This is a genomic window from Halorientalis persicus (assembly GCF_900110215.1).
GTDB lineage: Archaea > Halobacteriota > Halobacteria > Halobacteriales > Haloarculaceae > Halorientalis > Halorientalis persica.
Genome location: NZ_FOCX01000016.1, coordinates 64,729 through 86,578, shown reverse-complemented (window position 1 = coordinate 86,578; position 21,850 = coordinate 64,729). Strand labels below are relative to the sequence as shown.

Here is a 21,850-nt window from a genome sequence, read left to right as displayed (position 1 = left end):
GACCACAACAAGGAGTCGCTGACCGTCTATACGGACGGATTTCGGGCCTACGATCCACTCGACGAGGACGACGCTTTCACCCGCAAATACGTCGTCCATAGTGACGGAGAATACGCTGACGGCGACATCCATGTCAACACCTGCGAGAGCCACGCGTCGCTGACGCGACGGTGGCTCTCGCCCCACCGAGGAGTGTCAAAAGACAAGCTAACGCCGTATCTCAAAGCCTTTCAGCTCCGCCGCGAACTCTACAGAAAACCAGGTGACGAAGCACTCAAACATGCTCTCGACGCCGTCCTCTAAAAATCAACAACGTGCTTCACAAGAGCGATAGCTGAAAGTACCTAACACTGGAATTTATGCCGAATTTAGTCTGTTTTTTGACATCAGGAATTAAGTATTGGTGCTGACATTAACCTGGGATGGGAATCTTTGATAAAATCAAGAATGCAGATTTTCACCTCGATGATTGCCCGGAATGCGGAGACGACAACCTCAATGGCGGAATGATTGATTCTACAGTCGTTTGTCAGTCGTGTGGCTACGAAACAGAATTCACCGAAGTAAACCGGTTTACCCCGAGCAAAGCCGGTGATCAAGAATACGGGAAAGAAATCACGGAAGAATTGGTAGCTGACGCAAACGGACAGTCTGTTACGGATGACCTCTTGCGGAAGGAGATTAACCGACAAGATGGAAATTACCTGCTGGACCACTTAGATGATGATGAACAGCCGCATCATATCATCGAAGGGCAGACAATAGATGTTGAAGGAGGTGGCGACAGCTCGTCACTGTTAGGGAATGATCGAAGCCGGAAAATGTCATTTTTTGACAACCGGTGCTTCACAGTAATAACGGACAATCGAGTATTCGTGGTTGTCCAGCAATTTACAGGAAACGACGAACGAAACATTCCATATGACTCTATCACAGGAATGGATCTCGACGTAATGGGGACCAACAAGCGCCTTACACTACAGACTCATGGTCGGACATACCACATTTCAGGTACTCTGACTGAAGAAGAGGAATGCCGTGACGCATTGAAATATATTCGCCAGCGGCGCAACGAAGTAAACCAGGGCGGCAATTCAGACAGCAACGAAACAAACGACGATCCTCTTGATAAACTGGAGAGATTGAAGGTATTACGAGAGGACGGTACTCTCTCAGAAAGCGAATTCAACGAAAAGAAATCAGAACTATTGGACCGGATTTGAACGCAAGTGGCGACGTAGATTAAATACAGAAGCTTGGAGTCCTCTTACAGGCGGATCAAGAAAGCCGTGGCAAATCGGCTGTAATCCGTACGTCAAAAGCGTGCTGTAAACGTCAGGAAGGAGCCGGCCGCATCTTACCCGCTTCGGTTAACCGCCCTCGGTAACAGCAAGGTATCCGTCTGCGGGGTCCTTCCCGCCGGTAACCGCCTTGTTAATCGTTACTGGGAACGTGAGTGTTCACTCCCTGTTCCCTCACTATAGTCGAATGATATGGGGTATATATACGGGGGGAGGGGGTTTATCCCTGGTACTTCTCAGGTGTTTGGCTAATCTTATTGTATATACTGATTAGCTCTTTCTCCTGGTATCCTTCACACGAGGCGATTTTCTCAAACTCAGAATCTCTATTCTTTGACCATGGGTGGCAGTTCCTCTCATTATCTGCTTGATGGACTACTACAGCACAGGTGCAGTAAGCAACGATGTTAGCAGAGACACCAAATTTTTGTAGATTGAAACTATGGAATAGTCCGGCCGCTTTCTGTTGGTAACGGGGGTTTAGATCTAATTGAGTAATAAGTGACCAAATCAGATGTTCATTCAGGAGGTAGGTGTTGTAGTCTTGGTTAGTCCACTTACCGTTTCTAAGTCCAGAATTATACTCTGAAAGTCGTTTGAACTTCTTTCGTTTTTTGGGATCCTGCTGGCAGTCCTTATCATAACGGATGACCGTTGCGTTGCTATGATCCGGTGTCCAGATGTTGGGCTCCGGGACGGGCTGAGTCTCCCCTACGTACTTCCAGCGGTTTTCTTTAAAATTAGACCAATCGACAAACCGCTGTGATTCCGGGGCATAGCCGTCGCTCTGGGTGGTTGTAACACTCATAGATATTCTATTCAGTTTCCCAGGATGGCACAGGTAGATCTAACTACCAAGATCAGATTGCGGACGAGAACGATTTCTTTGCGCCGCTCACCGGAATGCGCCAGCTGGAAAACTTACTCATACGAGTAGAGAAGGTCCAATCATTTATCAATTTTGTTTTATTTTTGACAGACCCTACGCGTGGCGGTTTTGGTGAGAAATTTTCTCACGGACTAACGTTTGCACGCGCACTGGGGAGAGTTTGATGTTCTAACCGGCTCTCTCCCCATTCTCGCCCTTCCCGACGTTTACCGCATGGAGAAATCAGAGGCATTCCACCCAAACACCTAAATCGCAAGTTCCCCTCGATAATTGTAGCCACCAACAGACGGTGACGGTGCCGCTACCACGACGGGTGCAATTGTACCCGGCAGAAGTTACCGCAGGTTTGCCGTTACTGGCACTGTGGTACTTAAGCAAAGGCGCAAAATCAAGCGCCGTGTGGTAATTGCGGTGTCGGCGTAAGCCGAATGGACTCGCTGGGATTTGAACCCAGGGCCTCTTCCTTGCGAAGGAAGCGATCTACCGCTGATCTACGAGCCCGCACTCGTGGGTTGCGTATCGACGCCGTTATAGCTTCCGTTCCGGTCCTCGAAAGCGCGAGAGCCTCGCGCGTGAGACGGTGGTCGATCCACCGGAACGAACGCGGGCGATCCGGTTCGTTAGTCCTCGAGGACGATCTCGATGGAGACGTCGTTGGGCACCTGAATCCGCATCAGCTGCCGCAACGCGCGTTCGTCGGCGTCGATGTCGATCAGTCGCTTGTGGACGCGCATCTCCCAGTGCTCCCACGTGGCGGTCCCCTCACCGTCGGGGGACTTCCGGGCGGGAACTTCCAGCGTCTTGGTCGGGAGCGGCACCGGGCCGCTGAGCTTGACGCCCGTCTTCGAGGCGATCTCACGGACGTCGTCGCAGATGTCGTCCAGATCCTCGGGACTCGTGCCTGCGAGCCTGACGCGAGCCTGCTGCATGCGTTAGGGCTCCTGGACGCTCAGGACCTTACCAGCCGCGATGGTCTGACCCATGTCACGGATGGCGAAGGAGCCGAGTTCCTCGATTTCGGAGGACGGCTCGATGCTGAGCGGCTTCTGGGGACGGACGGTGACGACCGCCGCGTCGCCCGACTGGATGAAGTCCGGCTCTTCCTCGGCCGTCTCGCCGGTCGAGGGGTCGATCTTCTTGTCGATGGACTCGATGGTACAGGCGACCTGTGCCGTGTGGGCGTGGAAGACCGGGGTGTAGCCGGCGGTGATGACGCTCGGGTGCTGCATCACGACGATCTGTGCCTGGAAGGTCTCGGCGACCGACGGCGGGTCGTCGGCGGGGCCACAGACGTCACCACGGCGGATGTCGTCCTTGCCGATACCGCGGACGTTGAACCCGACGTTGTCACCGGGGCCGGCCTCGGGCACCTCTTCGTGGTGCATCTCGATGGTCTTGACTTCGCCGCTCACGTCGGAGGGCTGGAAGCTGACGTTGTCGCCCGTGTTGAGCATCCCCGTCTCGACGCGGCCGACCGGCACGGTACCGATCCCGGAGATCGTGTAGACGTCCTGGATCGGAAGCCGGAGGTCGGCGTCCGTCGGCGGCGAGGGCGCGGGCAGATCGTTGAGTGCCTCGAGCAGGTTCGGGCCGTCGTACCACGGCGTGTTGTCGGAGTCGTCGGCGACGTTGTCGCCCTCGAACGCCGAGATCGGGATGAACTTGGCGTCGTCGGGGTTGAACTGGACCTGCTTGAGCAGTTCCGTGACCTCGTCGACGGCTTCCCGGTAGCGACCTTCCTCGTAGTCGACGAGGTCCATCTTGTTGATGCCGATGATGAGCTCGTCGATACCCAGGGTACGGGCCAGGAAGACGTGCTCGCGTGTCTGGGGCTGGACGCCGTCGTCCGCCGCACAGACGAGCACGGCGTTGTCGGCCTGGCTCGCGCCCGTGATCATGTTTTTCACGAAGTCACGGTGACCCGGACAGTCGACGATGGTGAACTCGTACTCGTCCGTGCTGAACTCCTGGTGGGCGATGTCGATGGTGACCCCGCGCTCACGCTCCTCGGCGAGGTTGTCCATGACGTAGGCGAACTCGAAGCCGCCCTTGCCCTTCTCTTCTGCTTCTTCCTTGTGCTGTTCGATGACGTGCTCGGGTACGCTCCCCGTCTCGTAGAGGAGGCGTCCGACCAGCGTACTCTTTCCGTGGTCCACGTGGCCGATGATGGCCAAGTTCTGGTGGCGTTCTTCGCTCATTGATTATCTCACGCGCAGAGGCGCTATATCGGAGTCTTTTGGTGGTGGCAGTTAAAACGATTTCGATAGATGTCGTTCGCCGTCCCGCCGCCGTCGTGCGATTTGGGAGAGTGTCACACGACGAGGGCGGAAATCGGGTGCGTGAGAACGGGTCGGCGACCGCTCACAGTTCCGGCAGTCGTCCCACGTCCGAGAGGACGGCGGTCGCAGTCTCGGGCCCGCCCGCGCCCCGCCCGCTGAGGTTGAGCCGGCCGGCGTGGTCGGTTTCCAACTGGACGATGTTGGTCGTCCCGCCGACCGCGAGGTCGCCGTGTTCGGAGACGAGGCGCGGGCCCACGCGCACGCCATCACTGCTGACCTCGCCGATGAGACGCACTGTCCGCCCGTCCTCGTGAGCCAGCTCCAGCGCGCTCCCGGGCACGTCCGTGATCCCTTCGACCTCGGCGTCCTCCAGTCGGTAGGTCCGCTCGCCCTGTGCGAGGACGTTGGCGAGGATCACGCACTTCAGCGCCGCGTCGGTGCCCTCCACGTCGAAGGAGGGGTCGGCCTCCGCGACGCCCATGTCCTGGGCCTCCGCGAGGACGTGTTCGTAGTCCAGCCCCTCGGCGGCCATCCGGGTGAGCACGAAGTTGGCCGTCCCGTTGAGGACGCCGCGCGCGGCGACGATGTTGTCCGGTCCGAAGTCCTCGACCGTCGAGAGCACGGGGATGGCACCACCGACGGCCGCCTCGAACCGGATCGCCCCCGCACTCTCGGCTTCGAGGTCGCGAAGCTCGTCGTACCGCTCCGCGACCGGCCCCTTGTTGCCCAGCACGGCGTGGCGATCCCGTTCCAGTGCGGTCCGGACGTGGCCGAAGCCGGGCTGGGCGTCCCCCAGCGTCGTCGGCGTCGCCTCCACGAGCACGTCGTACTCGCCGTCGAGTGCGTCCTCGGGGTCGGCGGTCCCGACCTGTCCGTCCTCGCGTTTGCGCTCCAGCGCGGCGGCCACGTCGATCCCGTCGGTATCGACGGCCGCACTGCCAGAGTCCGCCAGCGCGGTGACAGTGTGGCCGTACCCGCCGGCGAGTTCCGCGACCGAGCGACCGACGGCCCCGGAACCGACGATAGCGAGTCTCACGCCGCATCACCTCCCGTGAGCGGCTCGATGACACGGAGGTCTTTCTCCGCCGCCACCGACCGGACCGCCGAGAGAACGCTGTCGGTCTCGCCGCTCTGTGTCGCCAGCCGGAGCCGGGCGCTCGCGCCGTTCTCCGTTCCCTCGGGCGCAGAGAGCGACACGTCGGTCACCGAGGCGTCGGTCCCGTCCTGGATCGCCGACAGCGTATCGGACAGGTCTGTCTGGACGAGCTGACCGACGATTATCACCGTGAGTTCCTCGCTGTACTGTTCGGCACCGGCCTGGATGACGTTGACCCCCGCGTCGCGCAACGCCTCGACGATATCGTCGAACCGCTCGGGCGTCGCCTCCAAGTCCACCTCGACCGGGATGTGCCCCCGCGGTGTCAGGTTCCCCCGTTCGTGGAAGATCGAGAGCAGGTTCCCCCCGTTGTTGGCGATCGGACCGAGCGCCCGCAGTAGTTCGCCCGGTTCGTCGACGAGTTCCAGCCGGATCGTGTAGGCGTGGACCTCGTCGCCGTGTGCGTCGTTCATTCGCGGGCCACCCCCGCCCCGCGAAGTCCGTCGTCTGGTAGATACCGCCACGACCGAACTCCGGTCCCGTCACTGGTCATACCTCCATCTGACACACGGATCGACATAAGACCCCCCTTTTTCGCGCTCCGCCTGACCCAAAAACGTCTCCGGAGACCGCTGATGGAAGGTTCGCGAGCACGGCGCGCTCGCGAATGTGGGCAACGAGCGCGAACGGATCCCTGCCACGTACAGACCATCGACGCCGTGAGCATTCCACTTCCCAAAAAGTACTATTTATCCAACCGTTTTGAAACAGGTATGTCCGGAACCGTTTCCGCACCCCAGTCCCCGACAGAATGGCTGATCTTCGCTGTAGGAGTATTCTTCATCGTCAGTACTGCCGTGTTCCTCACCACGGAAAATTTCGTCACCTCGATCGAGATGGGAGTTTCCTCGATGGCGATAACGGTGGGACTTGCGACGGCCCTCGTTTTCACCTGGCGCCGGGTTAGCCCGATAATTACTCGATGAGCACGCCCGACTCGACAGGTCGTTCGGGGAAAGCGACACTGGGGAACGCTATCGACGCCGTGTTTCTCACGGCAGCACTTTCTCGTACATCGCGTCGATCCGCTCGTTCCACTGTTTCCCCTGCGCGCGACTCGCACCCCACGGATTCCGCGAGAAGTAGTAGGCATCTAAATTTTACTTCGTTGGGTGTCCTCGGCTGCCGTTGGCAGCCTGCGGGCACCACGCCTCGCAAAATTTAGTATAAAACACCTGCCGACTCACGCCGTCGGCGTTCGTCGGCAGTGAACCGCCTCGCGCTCCGCGCTCGGCGGACGGTCATGGGAGCACTCGCTCATACATCGCGTCGATCCGCTCGTTCCACTGTTTCCCCTGTTCTCGACTCGCGCCCCACGGGTTCCGCGAGAAGTAGTACATACTCGCGAGGATGACGCCGATCGTCACGGGGAGGTTCGGGTCGGCGATGGCGAAATTCAACATGAAGTGCGTGAGACCGGCGATCAGGCCGCCGATGAGGATGTCCAGCACCTGGTGGAGCAGCGACATACCATGCCGTAGGGACCGCTACGGGGTAAAGTTGGTCAAGTGCGGTGCGGTCGCGGAGTGGTGCAGTGCGGTAAAGAAGCGAGCGCAGCACCCGCGAGCGCGGCCGTGCCGCGCTCGCGGCAGTTTTTCCCCAAGTTTTTGCGATGGGGGGTTCGCTCCGCGAACCCCCCGACGTAAAAAGTGGGTTAGAAGTAGTCGATCGCTTCGGGCAGCTCGGTCTTCATGCCCTTCCGCTCGCGGATCTCCGTGATCTGGTCGGGCTGGAGGTTGTCGGCCATGACCTGGAAGCCGGCGTTCTCGGTGTTCCAGGAGGCACGGCCCTCGGTGGCGGAGCGGATGTCGGAGGAGAAGCCGATCATCTCCTCGACGGGCGCGACGCCCTCGACGACCATCAGGTCGCCTTCCTGGTACATGTCGTCGACGCGGCCACGACGACCCTGGATCTCGCCGGAGGCGGCACCCATGTGGTCGTTGGGCACGTCGATCCGGACTTCCTGGATCGGCTCCAGCAGGCGGATCTCGGCGTCGATCAGGGCGTTGTGGACGGCCTCCCGAACGGCGGGGATGACCTGTGCCGGACCGCGGTGGATAGCGTCCTCGTGGAGTCGGGCGTCGTGCAGGCGGATGAGTGCGCCTTCGACCGGCTCGGCGGCCAGCGGCCCGTCGTCGAGGGCCTCTTCGAGCCCCTCGACGACCAGTTCCATCGTCTCGTTGAGGTGCTGGATCCCCTTCGTGTCGTCGATGAGGATGTTGGTGCCGTGCATGGTCTCGACTTCCTGTGCCGTGTCCTTGTCGAGACCGGCCTCCATCAGCGCCTCACGCCGTTCGAGTTCCGGCATATCCATCGACGCCTCGCCCATCTTGATCGTCTCGACGACGTCGTCGCCGAGCGGTTCGATGGAGATGTAGAACCGGTTGTGGCGGTTCGGCGAGATGCCCTCGACTTCGCGCGATGGTTCCTGCGGGGCCTCGCGGAAGACGACGATCGGTTCGCCGGTGTTCACGGGGATACCCTGATTGCGCTCAATACGCTGAGTGATGACCTCCAGGTGGAGTTCACCCTGCCCGGAGATCAGGTGCTCGCCGGTGTCCTCGTTGATCTCGATCTGGATCGTCGGGTCCTCCTTGGAGACCTGCTGGAGCGTCTCGATGAGCTTGGGCAGGTCGTCCATGCGCTGGGCCTCGACGGACTTCGTGATCACCGGCTCGGAGATGTGTTCGATGGACTCGAACGGGGTCATCTCGACGCTCGACACCGTCGAACCGGCGATGGCGTCTTTCAGGCCGGTGACGGCGGCGATGTTCCCGGCGGGAACGCGGTCGACCTCCTCGCGCTCGCCACCCATGTAGATACCGACACTCTGGATCCGGTTCTTGCCGGCGGTCCCGGAGACGTACAGCTCCTGACCCTTCTCGATGGTTCCCGAGAAGACACGACCGGCGGCGATCTCCCCGGCGTGGGGGTCGACACCGATGTCGGTGACCATCAGGACGACTTCGCCGTCCTCGTCGACGAGACGCATCGTCTCGGCGAGCTCGGACTCGTCGTCGCCACGCCAGACACGCGGGATACGCATCGGCTGGGCGTCGATGGGGTTGGGGAAGTGTTCACAGACCATGTCGAGCACGACGTCAGCCAGGGGCGTCCGCTCGTGGAGTTCCTGGCGTTTGTCGGCCCGTTCGAGGTCGATGATGTCGCCGAAGTCCATACCGGTGCGCTGCATCGACGGCATGGAGACCCCCCACTTGTAGAGCGCAGACCCGAAGCCGACGGTCCCGTCTTCGACGGAGACGGTCCAGTCGTCGATGTCGTCCATCTCCTCGGTCATGCCGCGGATGAGGTCGTTCACGTCGCGGATGACCGCAGTCAGTCGCTCCTGCATCTCCTGGGGACCCTCTTCGAGTTCCGAGATGAGGCGGTCGACCTTGTTGATAAAGAGGGCGGGCTTGACTCCCTCGCGGAGTGCCTGCCGCAGGACCGTCTCGGTCTGGGGCATGGCACCCTCGACGGCGTCCACAACCACGAGCGCGCCGTCGACGGCACGCATCGCGCGGGTCACGTCGCCCCCGAAGTCGACGTGGCCGGGCGTGTCGATGAGGTTGATGAGGTGGTTGGTATCTTCGTACTCGTGGGTCATCGAGACGTTCGCCGCGTCGATGGTGATCCCACGTTCCTGCTCGTCCTCTTCGGTGTCCATCGCGAGCTGTTCGCCGGCCGTCTCGTCGGAGATCATCCCCGCACCAGCCAGCAGATTGTCCGTAAGTGTCGTCTTCCCGTGGTCGACGTGCGCGGCGATGGCGATGTTCCGGATGTTCTCCGGCTCGTCCATCAGCCGTTCGCACTCCTGTACGATCTTCTTGCGTCGGCCCATTATACCCAACCGTATCGGAAGCAGGGTCAAAAGTGAAGTGGTTTGCCCCAGCGGCCGAACCCGCCGGAAACTGGCCGCGGAGCGACCGTTCCACTCGAAATCGGGTGGCGGCGCGGGGACGGGAACCGACGGGGCCGTAACCACCGGCGGGCATCGGACCGCCCGCAAAAGTGATACGCGTCGCTCTCATATTACGGCAAGACATGGACGTTCGCGTGCAGGGTACTGGGCCGACGGAGCCGTTTCGCAGCGCACGTGATCTCTTCGAGACCGAGTACGATCTCGACCGCCCGGTCTGGGTCTACGTCCGCGAGGACCCCGACGAGCGAACCCGGACGAGCCACGACACCGAAGGGCACGACCTCTCGATCTCCCGGCAGGCTGCCAGCAGCGCCATGGCCCGCGAACTGGCGCTCCACGAGTTCGCGCATATGCATCGCAACGAACAGGGCCACCCATCACACACCCAGTCCACAGAGGAAGCGCTCTATCTCGCCCTCTCCGGGCGCAGCGTCGAGCGCCGGAAGCTCACCCACTGCTACCAGATCGCCAACCACATGAAAGACATCTACGCCGACGACCTGACGCTATCGGTTGCCCCGGCGGACAAACTCGTCGCCTTCCTCGAATCGAGTCTGGCGACGGCCCTGGCCGACCGCCCGGCCGACCCGACGAGCGGGACCCGGCTCACTCCGGCGGCCGACCCCGAGATCACCGCCGTCAACGCCGCCTTCGCCCTCGCACTGGTCGAGCGCCACGGCCTCGTCTCGCCGGACCACCGATTGTACGACCTCGCGCACGCGGCCGCGCAGGACGCCCCGGGCATCCGCTTCGAGCGGTTCAAAGACCGGTTCCGCTCGCTCGCCGACGACCCCGACGAGAGCGAGTACCGCAAGGCCCTCGTCGACGTGACCCGCGAGTACGCCATCGACGAACCGCGAGCGGCTGACTGACTCCGCCTACTCTTCGTCTCGGGATTTATTCCCCTCAGGAGCCGTCCAGGCGAACGCGAGAATACCGCCGATCCCACCCAGCACCGACCCGACGACGAACCCCCCGAGCGCACCGAACAGCGACACCGTCACCAGGAGAATCCCCAGCCCCCCCAGCACCGACGACAGCGACGGGACGGCGAGCACGAGCAGGCCACAGACGACGAGCGATCCGCCCAACAGGAGCGCCGACCCGGTGAACGAGCCCGCGGCAAAGAGGACGAACTCGTCGTAGGCCGCGGGCAGGTACGCAGTCAGGAGTCCGGCGAGAATCAACAGCGTCCCGCCCCAGAACGGGCGCTGCCGACGCCACTCGTCGAACGCGACCCAGCGCTCGCGCGCCGTCGCCACCCGACCCTCGTCCATAGACGTGCTGACAGTGACAGCGTGAAAACAGTTGTCCTAGAATGTCAACTGCCACCCCGCGTACGGTGGCGCGGGGAATCCGTCTCGATTATAGTTTGAACCTGTCGTCGAGGTCACCGGCCTCGACCTCGTCGTCCGCGTCGGAGACTGACGCGTCGTCGGCCTCCGTCAGATCGAGTCCGAGGCCCAGGTCGCCCTCGTTCCCGTCGTCTTTCTCGTCCCCGTCGTCGTCGCTCTCGTCGTCGGTCTGCCAGATGAACTCTGAGGTCTTCCCCCAGATGAACCCCGACGTGCCACCCCAGATGAACTCGGATGTCCCGCCCCAGATGAACTCCGACGCCTCGGACACCGTCTTCACGTCGATGCCGAACTCGGCCGGCGGCTCCCAGGCGTAACAGAGGACACCACCAGCCGTAGCGATGATCATGCCGAGGAAGAAGCCGCCGAGCGCCCCGACGAGCGACAGTGTGGCGAAAGCGATACCGAACACACCGAAGATCGACGCGAACTCCGGCTTCGCGAGAGCCGCGAGCCCGCAAAACGCCACGAGCGAGGCGAAAAAGAGCCCGACGATCGTGAACGTCCCACCGATGAACAGCAACTCGGCGGCGAACTGGATCGGAACCCAGCCGATGATCGCAGCCCCCAGCAACAACAGTACGCTCCCGAGTATCGGTCGTGGCTGTCGCCAGCGGCGAAACTCCCCTCGTGGATCAGCCAGCCAGTCCCGAACCGACGATCCGCCCCCCGACGACGTTACCATGCCAGCGGAACTGTACTCCGGACGCGCTTTTGTCTTTCGACGATGTGTGGCGGTGAAACTATCAGCACGTCCAGTCCCAACCGAGGAACCCGCACTCCTCGACGTTCATCGTGATAGTGTCGGTCGCGGTCGCACCGTCGTCGTCGGTCACCGTCAGCGTCACCGTGTAGGTGTCCGCCGACGAGTACGAGTAGGTCGGTTGCTCGCCGGTGGCCTCGACGGTTCCGTCACCGTCGAAGTCCCACTCGTAGGAGGCGATCGACCCGTCCGGATCGCTCGATCCCGAGCCGTCGAAAGTGATCTCCGACTGGGTCTCGACCGACGTGGAACTGGTCGACGCGCTCGCGGTCGGCGCGTCGTTTTCGTCGACCGTGACCGTGACGGTCGCCGTGTCGGTCGCGCCGTCGTCGTCGGTCACCGTCAGCGTCGCCGTGTACTCGCCGGGCGAACTGTAGGCGTGGGTGGTGTACGTACCAGTGGCCGTACTTCCGTCACCGAACTCCCACTCGTAGGACTCGATCGACCCGTCCGGATCGCTCGACCCCGAGCCGTCGAACGCGAGTTCGACGCCGGCCTCGGTGGTACTACTCTCCACCGACGGCATAGCAGTCGGTGAGGTGTTGTTGGTGACGGTCGTAGTGACGGTGTCGGTCGCCGTGTCGCCGTCGTCGTCGGTCACCGTCAGCGTCGCCGTGTACTCGCCGGCCGTGTCGTACGTGTGGGTGACCTGCTGGCCCGTCGCGGTCGTCCCGTCGCCGAAGTCCCACTCGTAGGACGTGATCGTGCCGTTGCTGGCCGAGGAGTCGGAGCCGTCGAAGGTGACGGTATCGCCGGTCATCACCTCACCCGGGCTGCCCGCCGCGCTCGCGATCAGCGAGTCGTCGCCCTGGACGGTGATACTGACCGAATTGGAGGCTGTCGCACCGTCGTCGTCGGTCACCGTCAGCGTCGCCGCGTAACTGCCCGAGTCGGCGTACGCGTGGGTGACCTGCTGACCCGTCGCGGTCGTCCCGTCGCCGAAGTCCCACTCGTAAGAGATGATCGAGCCGTCCGGATCGCTCGACCCCGCGCCGTCGAAGGTGATCGACTGCTCCGGTTCGACCGTCGTCGAGGAAGCGGTCAGGCTCGGCATCGGCGGATCGTTACCCTCGACGACGACCGTCACCGAGTCGATCGCCGTCGTACCGTTGTCGTCGGTCACCGTCAGCCGCGCCGTGTAGGCACCCGGTTCGTCGTACGTATGCGTGGCCTGCTGTCCCGTCGCGGTCGTCCCGTCGCCGAAGTCCCACTCGTAGGACGCGATCGACCCGTCCGGATCGCTCGATCCCGAGCCGTTGAACGAGACCGTGTCACCGGCCCCGACCGTCGTCTCGCTGGCCTCGGCGTCGGCCGTGGGTCCAGTGTTGCCGCTCCCGTCGCCAGCGCTCGTGTCTGCGCTACACGGCCCCCACTCGAACGTCCCGTCGTCGTCGGCATCGTAACAGGCGAAAAACCGGAGGTCCGTAATGGAGATCCGGTCGGCCGCCAGGTAGTGAGCGCGGATCTGGACGCCGCTACGATCCGTCCCCTGAAGCGTGACCGGCCCGTCCGACCTGATGCTCCAGCGACCGCGCGCGTCGGACGCGTTCGTGTCGTTGGTCAGAAAGTCGTTGAAGGTAGCCTGGTCGGAACGGAGTGCGGTCGATTTCACCAGGATGTTCCCGCCATCTGTCCCACCCGGAGACATGAACTTTATCCGTACCGTGCCCGGGAGCGGTGACATCGGGAGCGACCCCATGTCGAGATCCTTGGTCAATCCGAACTCCTGAATGTCCGTGTTCGACAGCTGGACCACCGTCTGTGGAAAGTTCTCTTCGGAATCCGTATTCCCGACGCCAGGGTACAACACCATATCGTCCGCGGTGATCTGTGACGCCGTGATGTTGAACCCGCCTACGCCGGCCAGCGGCAGTGCGAACGCGACGCCGGTCGACATTACCAACAGTCCGATCAATGCCCATGTCGCAACGGCGGTTCCAGCCCCCCGCGCGATGCGTTTCCGGTTGTACATAGTTAACAATCGCTCGTTGTGTGCCGTCCCACGGGCAGTCCCCAACCCCCTCGCCCGCTCAAAGGCGCGTTGCTCCAATCAATACAAGATTCCATGCTGAACCTTACCCCGGATATGGCCGGTCCTTAATAATAATCCCGGCGACGGGTTCCGGTGCCGACGAAACTGTCGGAAGCGGTGCCTGGCGGACCGATCCTGTTTACTGGTCGCCCTGCCAGCTGAACTGCACGTCCTCGCTGGCACCCGCGTCCGGACTGCCGGGTCCGGTACCGGTACTGTGGTCCGGGTCGGGATGACGCCAGGCGACACAGAGGTTCCCCCCGGCGATGCCGACGAGCATCCCGACGAACAGCCCGCCCAGCGCACCGATGAGCGAGAGGATCGACAGTGCGATCCCGATGACGCCGAAGATCGTCGACATCTCGGGCCGGGCCATGACGAAGGCACCGGTCAGGAACACCATGGCGGCGAACACGAGTCCGATGACGGTGAACGAGCCACCGATGATGGCCAGTTCGGTCGCGAACTGGATCGGGACCCAGCCGATGATCAGCCCACCGATCATCAACAGGAGCGCGCCCATGAACGGACGACCCTCTCGCCACTCGCTGAACCGACTGCGTCGGTCGTCGATACGACGGCGGATCGGACCCGGAACCGTGTGCCAGAGTTTTGCTCGAACAGACATTGTTTCTCTCTCTTTCGTGTTGTCGCACTAAAATCTCGCGGCTACTGCGGTATAAAAAACGGTTGGTTAGTTAGTTGGCTGTCGTTAGCTGGCCCACTCGTAGTCCCCGTCGTTGTCGTTGTCGTACTGCACCTCGAGCGCCATGCCGGGGATGCTGATGCTGTCGGTAGCCAGGTAGGTCGCGCGGATGTACGGGTCCTTCATGACCATACCGGGACCACCGTCGCCGCCACTGTAACTTTTCTTCGCTTCACCGAACCCAGAGGCGGGACCCTCGAGCGGACCCTTGGGGTCCTGGTCGGTACGAAGTTCCATCCAGCTCGTGATGTCGTCAGCCTTATCGACCGTGTTTTCGTCGATTTCCATGCCCGAGAACGTCGCATTCTCTGCGGCCAGCTGGGGCGTCTTCATCATGAGCGTCTCGGACGTGACGTTGCCGGACGCCGAGATGACGATCCGGGCCTTACCAGGCATTAGACCTGCCGAATTGTTCTGCAGGTCGAATACCTTCCTCAGATTCATCCCCTCGATCGTGGTGCTATCGAGTTCGACGACGCCGACCGGGTACTGATCCGCGGCGGCTCCAGTCGATCCGTTCACTTCAGCAACGTCAGTGCTGTTTTCGGCGTCGGACGAGCCGGGGTAGAGGACCATGCCCTCCCCCTCGATCACGTCTGCCGAAATCGTGAAGCCGCCGATACCTGCGACTGGCATCGCGAACGCCGTGCCAGTGCTCACGAAGAGCAGGCCGACGATCGCGACCACCCCAAGCGATGCGCCCGTACTTTTTGCGAGTATGCTTTTGTCGTACATTGATTTCTCACTCTCGTTCGTGCGCTATGCACGCGTGGTATGCGACGTTCCGTCGACCTCCCCCTCTTGCCCAACACCCGACCGGTGTCAGGCCCCAACACCACGGGAATAGCGCCGACCGCGATTTCTCCCCACGAGAGCACGGTCGGCGGTTGCGGGAGAGCACCAATCGTCTCGTCCGCTTACCACGTCATTGAAACACACATACTGACTCACCCCTCAGTGTTACCCCGGACATAGACGGCCATTTATAATCAACATACCTGATGTGCAAATTTCACGCTACCGATCGTCTGCAAAAACCACCAGACACCGAAGGAATACGTACTGAACGGTGACCAAGTTAGTCAATTCTTTCCGCAGGTACTTTCACTCACGATCCAGTCGCTCGTTCGAACATCCTGTCTACTCGTCGCTATAAAAATGGAATCGCTGGGCCGATCGAACCTCGTCGGTTCGATCAGTTGTTGCTCGGCGCGTCCGGGTTGTCCTCGACTGGTTCCTCGCTGAACTCGATGTAGATCTCCTGAACGAGTTCGTTCTCACCGGGTCCAGCGGGTAGGCCCACGTCGTTGTTGACGGAAAAGCCGAGACCACCACAATTGTCAGAGGTCGCCTTGGGGATACTGAATTCCCCGTCAACCAGCGTCGCTCGGGCTGTGCCATTCGACTGCAGGGCACCCGTTTCGCCGGTGAGGCCTCCGCTGGTGTTAGTTGTCCCTTGGACATTGACCTCTAGACCACAGGAGGGATACTGCGCGAACCCGGAATCTTCGAGGTATGCGAAGATCGGCGCGTTGAACGACCCGTCACCGGTTTCGAGATCGAGGTTGCCGGTGATTGTCCCGTTTGCCGTGTTGTTGACTGGGGTCCAGCCCAGCGTCCCGGTGTTGAACCAGACTGGCGGGAACTGGAAGTTCTCCTGCGAGACGGTGTAGTCGCCCGTCTCGGGGTCCAGATCCGCCGTGAACTTCACGCAGGTTTCGTTCTCGTTCGTTGCTGCAGGTTCACCACCTGGACACGACGGTAGTTCTGAACGATAGTTACTTTCCCCGACCTGCAGGTACCCATCCTCGACCCACGCCGTGAACGACTCGTACTCGGGCACGCCCACGTCGGGGTCGGTGGACTGCAGGTGGAAGTTAGCCGTCTCCGTCCCGCCGTCGGTCACCGTGACCGCCTGCGAGGACGTGTTGTAGCCTTCGGCCGTGGCCTCGACGGTGTACTCGCCCGTCGTCAGCGTCAGCGAGTAACTTCCGTCGGCCGACGTGGTCGTGGACTGACCGCCAGCGGCAACCGTCGCGCCGCCGATACCGGCTCCGCTACTCACGTTGATGACATCTCCTTCGATCGTTCCGGTCGTGGAGACTTCGCCCAGCGTGAGGTCGGCAGTCGTCGTCCCGCCAGCGGTCACGGTGACCGTCTGCGAGGACGTGTTGTAGCCCTGAGCGTTGGCCTCGACGGTGTAGTCGCCGGCGTCCAGCGTCAGCGAATAGCTGCCGTCGGCGGCAGTGGTCGTGGACTGACCGCCAGCCGTGACCGTCGCGCCGTCGATCGCGCTACCACTGGCGTCCGAGACGGTCCCCTCGACGGTACCGGTCGCGCCCGGTTCGGTCACCGTCACGGTGGCCGAGGCGGAGTCGTCGTCCGTTTCGGCAGTCGCGTCGTAGGTCCCACCATCGCCGCTGATGGTCTGAACCGAGAGCGAAAGCTCCTGACTCTCGCCACCGGCCAGCGTCACGACGGGACGGTCCGTCGAGCCAAAGACCGACAGCGTCACCCGCTGGGTGCCCTCTTGGTCACCCGTGTTCTCGACCGTCGCGTTGACGACTATATCCTCACCTTCCGTCACCGGCGAGTTCGTCTCCAAGCTCTGGATCTGGAAGTTCGCCGGCTGGTCGGGCTGCTGTGAGTTCAGCGTGATCTGTGCAGTCTCGGTGTCGTTCGCGCTGGCGACACCGTGCGTGTAGGTGCCGGCCGACAGCGAACTCGTGTCCACGTCGAACGTCACCGTCGTGCTGTCACTGCTGGCCAGCGTCGCGTCCTGCGCGGTGATTTCCTCCAGTGTACCGTCACCGTCGGTGTCGACACCAAACGCAACCGACTGGGTACTCTCGGACTCGCCCACGTTCTCGACGTCCGCCGACACGGTGATCGTGTCACCGACCGTCGCCTCGGCCGGCGCGTTCAGGTTCGAGACCTGGAAGTCGGCCGGGGCGGGCTCGTCGCCATCGCCGCCGTCCTGGCCATCCTCACCGTCCTGGCCATCCTCTCCGTCCTGGCCATCCTCTCCGTCCTGGCCGTCGTCGCCGTCACCGATGTCCGGCGCATCACCGTCACCGATACCGCCGAAGTCCGGCGCGTCACCGTTCTCACCGATACCACCGAAGTCCGGTTCGTCGCCGTTCTCACCGATACCGCCGAAGTCCGGCGCATCACCGTCTTCGCCGATACCACTGAAGTCCGGCGCGTCACCGTTCTCACCGATACCGCCGAAGTCCGGCGCGTCGCCGTCCTCACCGATACCGCCGAAGTCGAACGGTGACTCACCGTCGCCACCGATACCACTGAAGTCGGGGGCATCACCGTCGTCGTCGCCGATGCCGCTGAAGTCGAACGGTGACCCGTCCCCGCTACTGTCGTCCCCGTCGAACCCGAAGTTCGCTCCGTCTTCGATATTGAAGTCGAACTCGGGTGGCCCGTCGTCGGTAGTCTCGTTGGACTGTGCGGCTGCCGGTGTGGCACCCACAACGAGTAGCCCGACGAGGGCCAACAGGGAGATCGTTACGACCGTTCCGTTAGTTATCGTTCCCTTGTCAAATCCCATAGTTTGCTCCGTCTGTTCGCACGCTGACTGTCAGCGTGGTGGCACGACCCCCAACAGTGGGGCTGGAGGGCAGCCCCGTCCGCAGGCCCCACTACCTGCGGGCCATCTCTCGTTCCCTCGAAGTACGCACGCCTCGAAACGCGTGCGCGTTACACACCACACATCGTCCTGGCGTCGTTGCCACTACGGGGATACTGGGTAGGGACATCATGCTTAGGATTTCCCCGGATATGGACGGTTGTTTATTACTAACAGGTTCCGGGCGGTAGAATTTGCTTGCGGAACGGTGCCCGAACGGCTCCCGAATTCGAGTGGCCTAACGGGTCCGAGAAAGGGGGCGTGATCAGCGAGCGGCTGCCGCGACGCGCTCTTTCTCTTCTTTCTGGTTGACGGCGTAGGTACTCACGTCGTCGTTGGCCGCGCCGATGAGCTGGTTGGCCAGTGCCTCCTCGACGTCGGTCGTCGTCTTGAACGAGTCCTGATAGACGCCTTCGGCGAGGAACTTTAGCGCCTGATCGACACGGCGCTGGGGTGCGACGTCGACGGCCTTCGGGACGGAGATGCCACCGTACTTCAGGCGAACGGTCTCTTCCCGGGGCGCGCTGTTCTCGACGGCCTGAACGAGGATCTGGACCGGGTTCTCCTCGGCCCGGTCGTTGACGATCTCGAAGGCTTCACGGGTGATCCGGGTCGCCTGCTGTTTCTTGCCCGTGTTCTCGTCGGTCTGCATCAGCCGGTTGATCAGCCGCTCCACGATGGAGATCTCGCTTTTCTTGAACTGCTTGCCGGCGTGGCGACCCATCGTGTGCGCGATAGGCGTGACCGTGATGTACCGTTCGGTGGAGGGGTCGTAGTACTCGATGTCCGTGACCTCCCACTGCCCGAACAGCAGTGCAGGCGCGCTCTCCTCGTCGTCGGTGCCGGCAGGGGACTCCGGCTCTGGTGCTTCGCTGGACATGATTAGCGGACCGGTTTCTCCGCGTTCCCGCGGACGAGTTCGATCAGCGACACGCCGTTGACCTTCTCGACCTTGTAGTTGACACCCGAAAGGTCACCCATCGCACGACCCTTCGCGCCACCGATCCCGGCGATGGTGACCTCGTCGTGTTCGTCGATAAAGGAGATAGCACCGTCACCCGGACAGAATGCGGTCACCTGTTTGCCGTTCTTGATCAGCTGGACGCGGACACACTTCCGGACCGCGGAGTTGGGCTGTTTGGCCTCGACGGCTGTCTTTTCGAGCACGATACCGCGACCCTGAGGTGCGCCCTCCAGGGGGTCGGACTTCTCCCGAAGTCCCCGCTCTCGGCGCGCGTACTTCGAGTCGGACCACCGATGCTTCTGGCGGTCCTTCCGGAGCTTGCGCGCGGCGTATTTGCCGTTCGCCATAGTACCCGTTCGTACCCAACCGAGCTACTTAAACGCAATCTTTTCCGACGGGGACATCGCGCACGCCTGTGGCGTGCGCTCAATCCCCGTACAAAAACAGGGGTGAAAGAGGCTGAATCTCGGCCTTCGGCCTCGATTCAGTGAACCGCGCTCCTTGCGGTCGCGCGGATGCTTCTGGTCAGTACAGGGGGTTCACTTATCGGTCCAGGCGGCCTATTGTTCAGTATGCCCGAAGAGGTCCTGTTCAAATCGGAAAGCGACCAGAGCCGAGAAGAGATTGCATCGTACCTTCGGAAGGTTGCAGACAATCTCGACAGCGGAAACGCTATCAGCCTGAAAGCAGGCTCCGAGTCTGTCACACTGAATCCCCCTGCTCGACCAACCTTCGAGGTCAAAGCTGAACGCGAAGGTCCAGCTGGCAATATGACTGAACGAAGTATCGAGTTCGAACTCGAATGGGACGAAAACGCCGAGGGGGAGTCCAGCGGAAGTGGCCAGCTGGAAATCGAGTAGTTACTTCGCAGGGCTATCGTATCGGCCGTTGCACTTTTCGTGATTAAAGTTAGCATCCGCGCGAGCGAAGCGAGCGCGGTTCACCGAAAGACACACCGTGTCTTTCGAGCCCTCGTTCGTTCCCTGCGGTCACTCACGATGACACCGGACGCGAGCCATCGGCTCGCGTCCGGCCTTTTTCACGCACGTTTTTGCCGCGAGTAGTGCGGGAGCGAAGCTCCCGCATACCATGCGAACGGGCCGCTTCGCGGCCCGTGAGCAGATGGTGGCCGCAGGCCACCCGAGCGGGAAAAAGGTGCTAGGTCAGTTGAATATCGTCCACGTCGAAGTGCCGGTCGGCCATCCGGCGAGCGGCCTCGATGTTCTTGCCGTCTTTCCCGATCGCGACACCGGTGTCGTCGTGATCGACTTCCGCGTAGGCGACCGTGTCCTCGTTCTCGCTGATCGTGACGTTGTACACCGCCGCCGGGGCCAGCGCGTTGGCCACGAACGCCTCGGCGGTGTCGGCGTCCTCGATCAACTCGACGCTGCGGCCCAGGTCCTCCTCGATCCGCTCGACGTTGCGGCCGCCCGGACCGATGGCTTCGGCCATCTCCCCGGCCTCGACGACGAAGAGGACGCGGTCGTAGTCCTCGTCGACCACGCAGTCCCGGACGGTGACGCCGACCTCGTCCTCGAAACGGGCGAGAAACTGGCGTTCACGGTCCGAGAGCGAGATGGTCATCGCGGTCAGTCGGCCCCTTCGCCTGTGCCGTCAGTGCGTGCCGGCTCCGAGCCCATCCGCAGGTTCACGTCGCCAGTGCCGAGTTTGATCGGCTTGCCGACGATGACGTTCTCGGTGACGCCGTTGAGGTCGTCGACCTCGCCGTGGATCGCGGCGTCGAGCAGGTGATTGACCATGACCTCGAACGCCGCCCGCGCGAGGACGGACTCCTTGCTCCCGGAGATTCCGTGCCGACCGATGGACTGGATGTCCCCGCCGTTGGTCATGATGTCCGCGACCAGCATCAGGTGGCGGATGTTCACGTCGTCGAGCCCCTGCTCTTCGAGCGTGTTCATCGTCTCCTCGATGATCGACTCCCGGGCAGCCTCGATACCGAGGTTCCGGTGGATCTCGTGGATGTTGTTACAGGTGGTCCGACTGGCGTCGACGCCCTCGATGCCGAGGACGTTACCCAGTTCCGATCCCTCCGTGTAGAGGACGAATTCGCCGTCCTCGCTCTCTTCGGTGTCCTCTTTGCGGATGACGACCCGGTCGATGTCCTCGATCCCCTTGAAGACGATCTCCCGGAGGTCTTCGACGAGTTGCAGGAGTTCGCGGTAACTCGGCTCGTCCGGGCCGAACTCGATGACCGTGTCGTCGAGCTGGACCACGTCGACACCCAGCTTCGACTCGATGGTCTCGGAGATTTCCTGGACGATCTCCGCGAGGTTGTCCACCGTGGGCCAGCGCTCCTGAAGGGTGTCGGGGTTCAGGTCGACGCGGACGAGCATATCGGCCACGTCCGTCGAGATGTCACCCAGCGCGAGGATACGCGTGGCCTCGATCTTCCAGACGACCTCGTGGGCGCGCTCGCGGTTCTCCGCGAACTCGTCTTCGAGGTGGACCGTCATCATCGGCGTGTCCGGTTCCTTCCGGGCGTCCACCAGCTCGATGAGCCGGGGGAGGCCCTGGGTCACGTCGATCTCCGCGACGCCCGCGTAGTGGAACGTGTTCATGGTCATCTGCGTCCCGGGCTCCCCGATGGACTGTGCGCTGACGGTCCCGACGGGGTCGAGCGGGTCGACGCGGGTGTCCATGTAGCGGTTCTCGACGGCTTTGGCGATCTGGTCTGCGTCCTCGACGCCGGCACCGCGTTCGTCGACGGTCCGGTAGACCTTCGTCTTCAGCCGCCGGGGCAGTTCCGTGTCCTCGACGACGGCCTCGATGTCGTCGTCGACGCCGTCGAACTTCTGCTGGGGGTCGTAGTCTATTTCACTCAT

General features: G+C 62.1%; 22 protein-coding genes and 1 tRNA gene. 5 read left to right on the top strand and 18 right to left on the bottom strand.

Going from position 1 to position 21,850, the window contains the following annotated elements; all coding sequences use genetic code 11:
• Together BMX17_RS16160 and BMX17_RS16155 are read left to right on the top strand one after the other, a co-directional pair.
• The coding region (locus BMX17_RS16160) for a transposase (RefSeq protein ID WP_139203555.1) at positions 1-303 on the top strand (303 nt) is incomplete at its 5' end.
• A gap of 119 nt (positions 304-422) precedes the next feature.
• On the top strand, positions 423-1,223 hold the full coding sequence (locus BMX17_RS16155; protein WP_092661956.1) for a PH domain-containing protein: 801 nt from the start codon (positions 423-425) through the stop codon (positions 1,221-1,223).
• Between the two features lie 298 nt (positions 1,224-1,521).
• On the opposite strand, the gene BMX17_RS25255 is transcribed toward BMX17_RS16155, so the two are convergent.
• From BMX17_RS25255 to BMX17_RS16130, 6 genes are all read right to left on the bottom strand, one after another.
• Complete coding sequence (locus BMX17_RS25255; protein ID WP_139203554.1) at positions 1,522-2,109, bottom strand: hypothetical protein; 588 nt, start codon at positions 2,107-2,109, stop codon at positions 1,522-1,524.
• Positions 2,110-2,619: 510 nt separating this feature from the next.
• Positions 2,620-2,691: transfer RNA gene (locus BMX17_RS16150), tRNA-Ala, on the bottom strand.
• 119 nt (positions 2,692-2,810) lie between these two features.
• Entirely contained in the window at positions 2,811-3,119 is a 309-nt protein-coding gene (rpsJ, locus tag BMX17_RS16145) for a 30S ribosomal protein S10 (protein WP_092661954.1), read from the bottom strand.
• Positions 3,120-3,122: 3 nt separating this feature from the next.
• A complete protein-coding gene (tuf, locus tag BMX17_RS16140) occupies positions 3,123-4,388 on the bottom strand; it encodes a translation elongation factor EF-1 subunit alpha (protein ID WP_092661952.1) in 1,266 nt (421 codons plus the stop codon).
• Positions 4,389-4,551: 163 nt separating this feature from the next.
• The gene (locus BMX17_RS16135) at positions 4,552-5,505 is read right to left on the bottom strand and encodes a homoserine dehydrogenase (RefSeq protein ID WP_092661950.1); all 954 of its coding nucleotides are present in this window, start codon (positions 5,503-5,505) and stop codon (positions 4,552-4,554) included.
• Entirely contained in the window at positions 5,502-6,038 is a 537-nt protein-coding gene (locus BMX17_RS16130) for an amino acid-binding protein (protein ID WP_092661948.1), read from the bottom strand. The genes BMX17_RS16135 and BMX17_RS16130 overlap by 4 nt, the downstream gene beginning before the upstream one ends.
• Positions 6,039-6,338: 300 nt before the next feature.
• On the opposite strand from BMX17_RS16130, the gene BMX17_RS16125 reads away from it, so the two are divergent.
• Positions 6,339-6,551: a hypothetical protein gene (locus BMX17_RS16125; RefSeq protein ID WP_092661946.1), complete on the top strand. Its 213-nt coding sequence runs from the start codon at positions 6,339-6,341 to the stop codon at positions 6,549-6,551.
• Positions 6,552-6,866: 315 nt separating this feature from the next.
• Here the strand turns inward: BMX17_RS16125 and BMX17_RS16120 are convergent, their stop codons facing one another.
• Positions 6,867-7,094, bottom strand: a complete 228-nt coding sequence (locus BMX17_RS16120) for a hypothetical protein (RefSeq protein ID WP_092661944.1) — start codon at positions 7,092-7,094, stop codon at positions 6,867-6,869.
• 185 nt (positions 7,095-7,279) lie between these two features.
• The gene (locus BMX17_RS16115) at positions 7,280-9,466 is read right to left on the bottom strand and encodes an elongation factor EF-2 (RefSeq protein WP_092661942.1); all 2,187 of its coding nucleotides are present in this window, start codon (positions 9,464-9,466) and stop codon (positions 7,280-7,282) included.
• Between the two features lie 203 nt (positions 9,467-9,669).
• Here BMX17_RS16115 and BMX17_RS16110 point away from each other — a divergent pair, with 203 nt between their 5' ends.
• A complete protein-coding gene (locus BMX17_RS16110; RefSeq protein WP_092661940.1) occupies positions 9,670-10,419 on the top strand; it encodes a DUF5781 family protein in 750 nt (249 codons plus the stop codon).
• A gap of 6 nt (positions 10,420-10,425) precedes the next feature.
• On the opposite strand, the gene BMX17_RS16105 is transcribed toward BMX17_RS16110, so the two are convergent.
• The 8 genes from BMX17_RS16105 to BMX17_RS16070 form a co-directional block, all read right to left on the bottom strand.
• Entirely contained in the window at positions 10,426-10,824 is a 399-nt protein-coding gene (locus BMX17_RS16105; protein WP_092661938.1) for a DUF6114 domain-containing protein, read from the bottom strand.
• 88 nt (positions 10,825-10,912) lie between these two features.
• The gene (locus BMX17_RS16100; RefSeq protein WP_139203553.1) at positions 10,913-11,587 is read right to left on the bottom strand and encodes a DUF6114 domain-containing protein; all 675 of its coding nucleotides are present in this window, start codon (positions 11,585-11,587) and stop codon (positions 10,913-10,915) included.
• A gap of 61 nt (positions 11,588-11,648) precedes the next feature.
• Positions 11,649-13,562 (bottom strand): PKD domain-containing protein, encoded by a 1,914-nt coding sequence (locus tag BMX17_RS26990; protein WP_170845440.1) that lies wholly within the window; start codon positions 13,560-13,562, stop codon positions 11,649-11,651.
• A gap of 274 nt (positions 13,563-13,836) precedes the next feature.
• A complete protein-coding gene (locus tag BMX17_RS16090) occupies positions 13,837-14,325 on the bottom strand; it encodes a DUF6114 domain-containing protein (protein WP_211611359.1) in 489 nt (162 codons plus the stop codon).
• Positions 14,326-14,409: 84 nt separating this feature from the next.
• Entirely contained in the window at positions 14,410-15,138 is a 729-nt protein-coding gene (locus BMX17_RS16085) for a hypothetical protein (protein WP_139203552.1), read from the bottom strand.
• Positions 15,139-15,598: 460 nt separating this feature from the next.
• A complete protein-coding gene (locus tag BMX17_RS16080) occupies positions 15,599-17,965 on the bottom strand; it encodes a carboxypeptidase regulatory-like domain-containing protein (RefSeq protein WP_092661930.1) in 2,367 nt (788 codons plus the stop codon).
• 343 nt (positions 17,966-18,308) lie between these two features.
• A complete protein-coding gene (locus BMX17_RS16075) occupies positions 18,309-18,923 on the bottom strand; it encodes a 30S ribosomal protein S7 (protein WP_092661928.1) in 615 nt (204 codons plus the stop codon).
• A 2-nt stretch (positions 18,924-18,925) separates the two neighbouring features.
• Positions 18,926-19,354, bottom strand: coding sequence for a 30S ribosomal protein S12 (locus tag BMX17_RS16070; protein ID WP_077205875.1), 429 nt, complete (start codon positions 19,352-19,354; stop codon positions 18,926-18,928).
• A gap of 225 nt (positions 19,355-19,579) precedes the next feature.
• Here BMX17_RS16070 and BMX17_RS16065 point away from each other — a divergent pair, with 225 nt between their 5' ends.
• Positions 19,580-19,867, top strand: a complete 288-nt coding sequence (locus tag BMX17_RS16065; RefSeq protein ID WP_092661926.1) for an amphi-Trp domain-containing protein — start codon at positions 19,580-19,582, stop codon at positions 19,865-19,867.
• Positions 19,868-20,165: 298 nt separating this feature from the next.
• Here the strand turns inward: BMX17_RS16065 and BMX17_RS16060 are convergent, their stop codons facing one another.
• On the bottom strand, positions 20,166-20,591 hold the full coding sequence (locus BMX17_RS16060) for a NusA-like transcription termination signal-binding factor (RefSeq protein WP_092661924.1): 426 nt from the start codon (positions 20,589-20,591) through the stop codon (positions 20,166-20,168).
• A gap of 5 nt (positions 20,592-20,596) precedes the next feature.
• Positions 20,597-21,850: a DNA-directed RNA polymerase subunit A'' gene (gene rpoA2, locus BMX17_RS16055; RefSeq protein ID WP_092661922.1), complete on the bottom strand. Its 1,254-nt coding sequence runs from the start codon at positions 21,848-21,850 to the stop codon at positions 20,597-20,599.

Excerpts from the sequence above, each read along its gene's own strand:
- BMX17_RS16155 (WP_092661956.1), top strand. The coding sequence starts at position 423 with ATGGGAATCTTTGATAAAATCAAGAATGCAGATTTTCACCTCGATGAT.
- BMX17_RS25255 (WP_139203554.1), bottom strand. The coding sequence starts at position 2,109 with ATGAGTGTTACAACCACCCAGAGCGACGGCTATGCCCCGGAATCACAG.
- rpsJ (WP_092661954.1), bottom strand. The coding sequence starts at position 3,119 with ATGCAGCAGGCTCGCGTCAGGCTCGCAGGCACGAGTCCCGAGGATCTG.
- tuf (WP_092661952.1), bottom strand. The coding sequence starts at position 4,388 with ATGAGCGAAGAACGCCACCAGAACTTGGCCATCATCGGCCACGTGGAC.
- BMX17_RS16130 (WP_092661948.1), bottom strand. The coding sequence starts at position 6,038 with ATGAACGACGCACACGGCGACGAGGTCCACGCCTACACGATCCGGCTG.
- BMX17_RS16125 (WP_092661946.1), top strand. The coding sequence starts at position 6,339 with ATGTCCGGAACCGTTTCCGCACCCCAGTCCCCGACAGAATGGCTGATC.
- BMX17_RS16120 (WP_092661944.1), bottom strand. The coding sequence starts at position 7,094 with ATGTCGCTGCTCCACCAGGTGCTGGACATCCTCATCGGCGGCCTGATC.
- BMX17_RS16115 (WP_092661942.1), bottom strand. The coding sequence starts at position 9,466 with ATGGGCCGACGCAAGAAGATCGTACAGGAGTGCGAACGGCTGATGGAC.
- BMX17_RS16110 (WP_092661940.1), top strand. The coding sequence starts at position 9,670 with ATGGACGTTCGCGTGCAGGGTACTGGGCCGACGGAGCCGTTTCGCAGC.
- BMX17_RS16105 (WP_092661938.1), bottom strand. The coding sequence starts at position 10,824 with ATGGACGAGGGTCGGGTGGCGACGGCGCGCGAGCGCTGGGTCGCGTTC.
- BMX17_RS16100 (WP_139203553.1), bottom strand. The coding sequence starts at position 11,587 with ATGGTAACGTCGTCGGGGGGCGGATCGTCGGTTCGGGACTGGCTGGCT.
- BMX17_RS26990 (WP_170845440.1), bottom strand. The coding sequence starts at position 13,562 with ATGTCGACCGGCGTCGCGTTCGCACTGCCGCTGGCCGGCGTAGGCGGG.
- BMX17_RS16090 (WP_211611359.1), bottom strand. The coding sequence starts at position 14,325 with ATGTCTGTTCGAGCAAAACTCTGGCACACGGTTCCGGGTCCGATCCGC.
- BMX17_RS16085 (WP_139203552.1), bottom strand. The coding sequence starts at position 15,138 with ATGTACGACAAAAGCATACTCGCAAAAAGTACGGGCGCATCGCTTGGG.
- BMX17_RS16080 (WP_092661930.1), bottom strand. The coding sequence starts at position 17,965 with ATGGGATTTGACAAGGGAACGATAACTAACGGAACGGTCGTAACGATC.
- BMX17_RS16075 (WP_092661928.1), bottom strand. The coding sequence starts at position 18,923 with ATGTCCAGCGAAGCACCAGAGCCGGAGTCCCCTGCCGGCACCGACGAC.
- BMX17_RS16070 (WP_077205875.1), bottom strand. The coding sequence starts at position 19,354 with ATGGCGAACGGCAAATACGCCGCGCGCAAGCTCCGGAAGGACCGCCAG.
- BMX17_RS16065 (WP_092661926.1), top strand. The coding sequence starts at position 19,580 with ATGCCCGAAGAGGTCCTGTTCAAATCGGAAAGCGACCAGAGCCGAGAA.
- BMX17_RS16060 (WP_092661924.1), bottom strand. The coding sequence starts at position 20,591 with ATGACCATCTCGCTCTCGGACCGTGAACGCCAGTTTCTCGCCCGTTTC.
- rpoA2 (WP_092661922.1), bottom strand. The coding sequence starts at position 21,850 with ATGAGTGAAATAGACTACGACCCCCAGCAGAAGTTCGACGGCGTCGAC.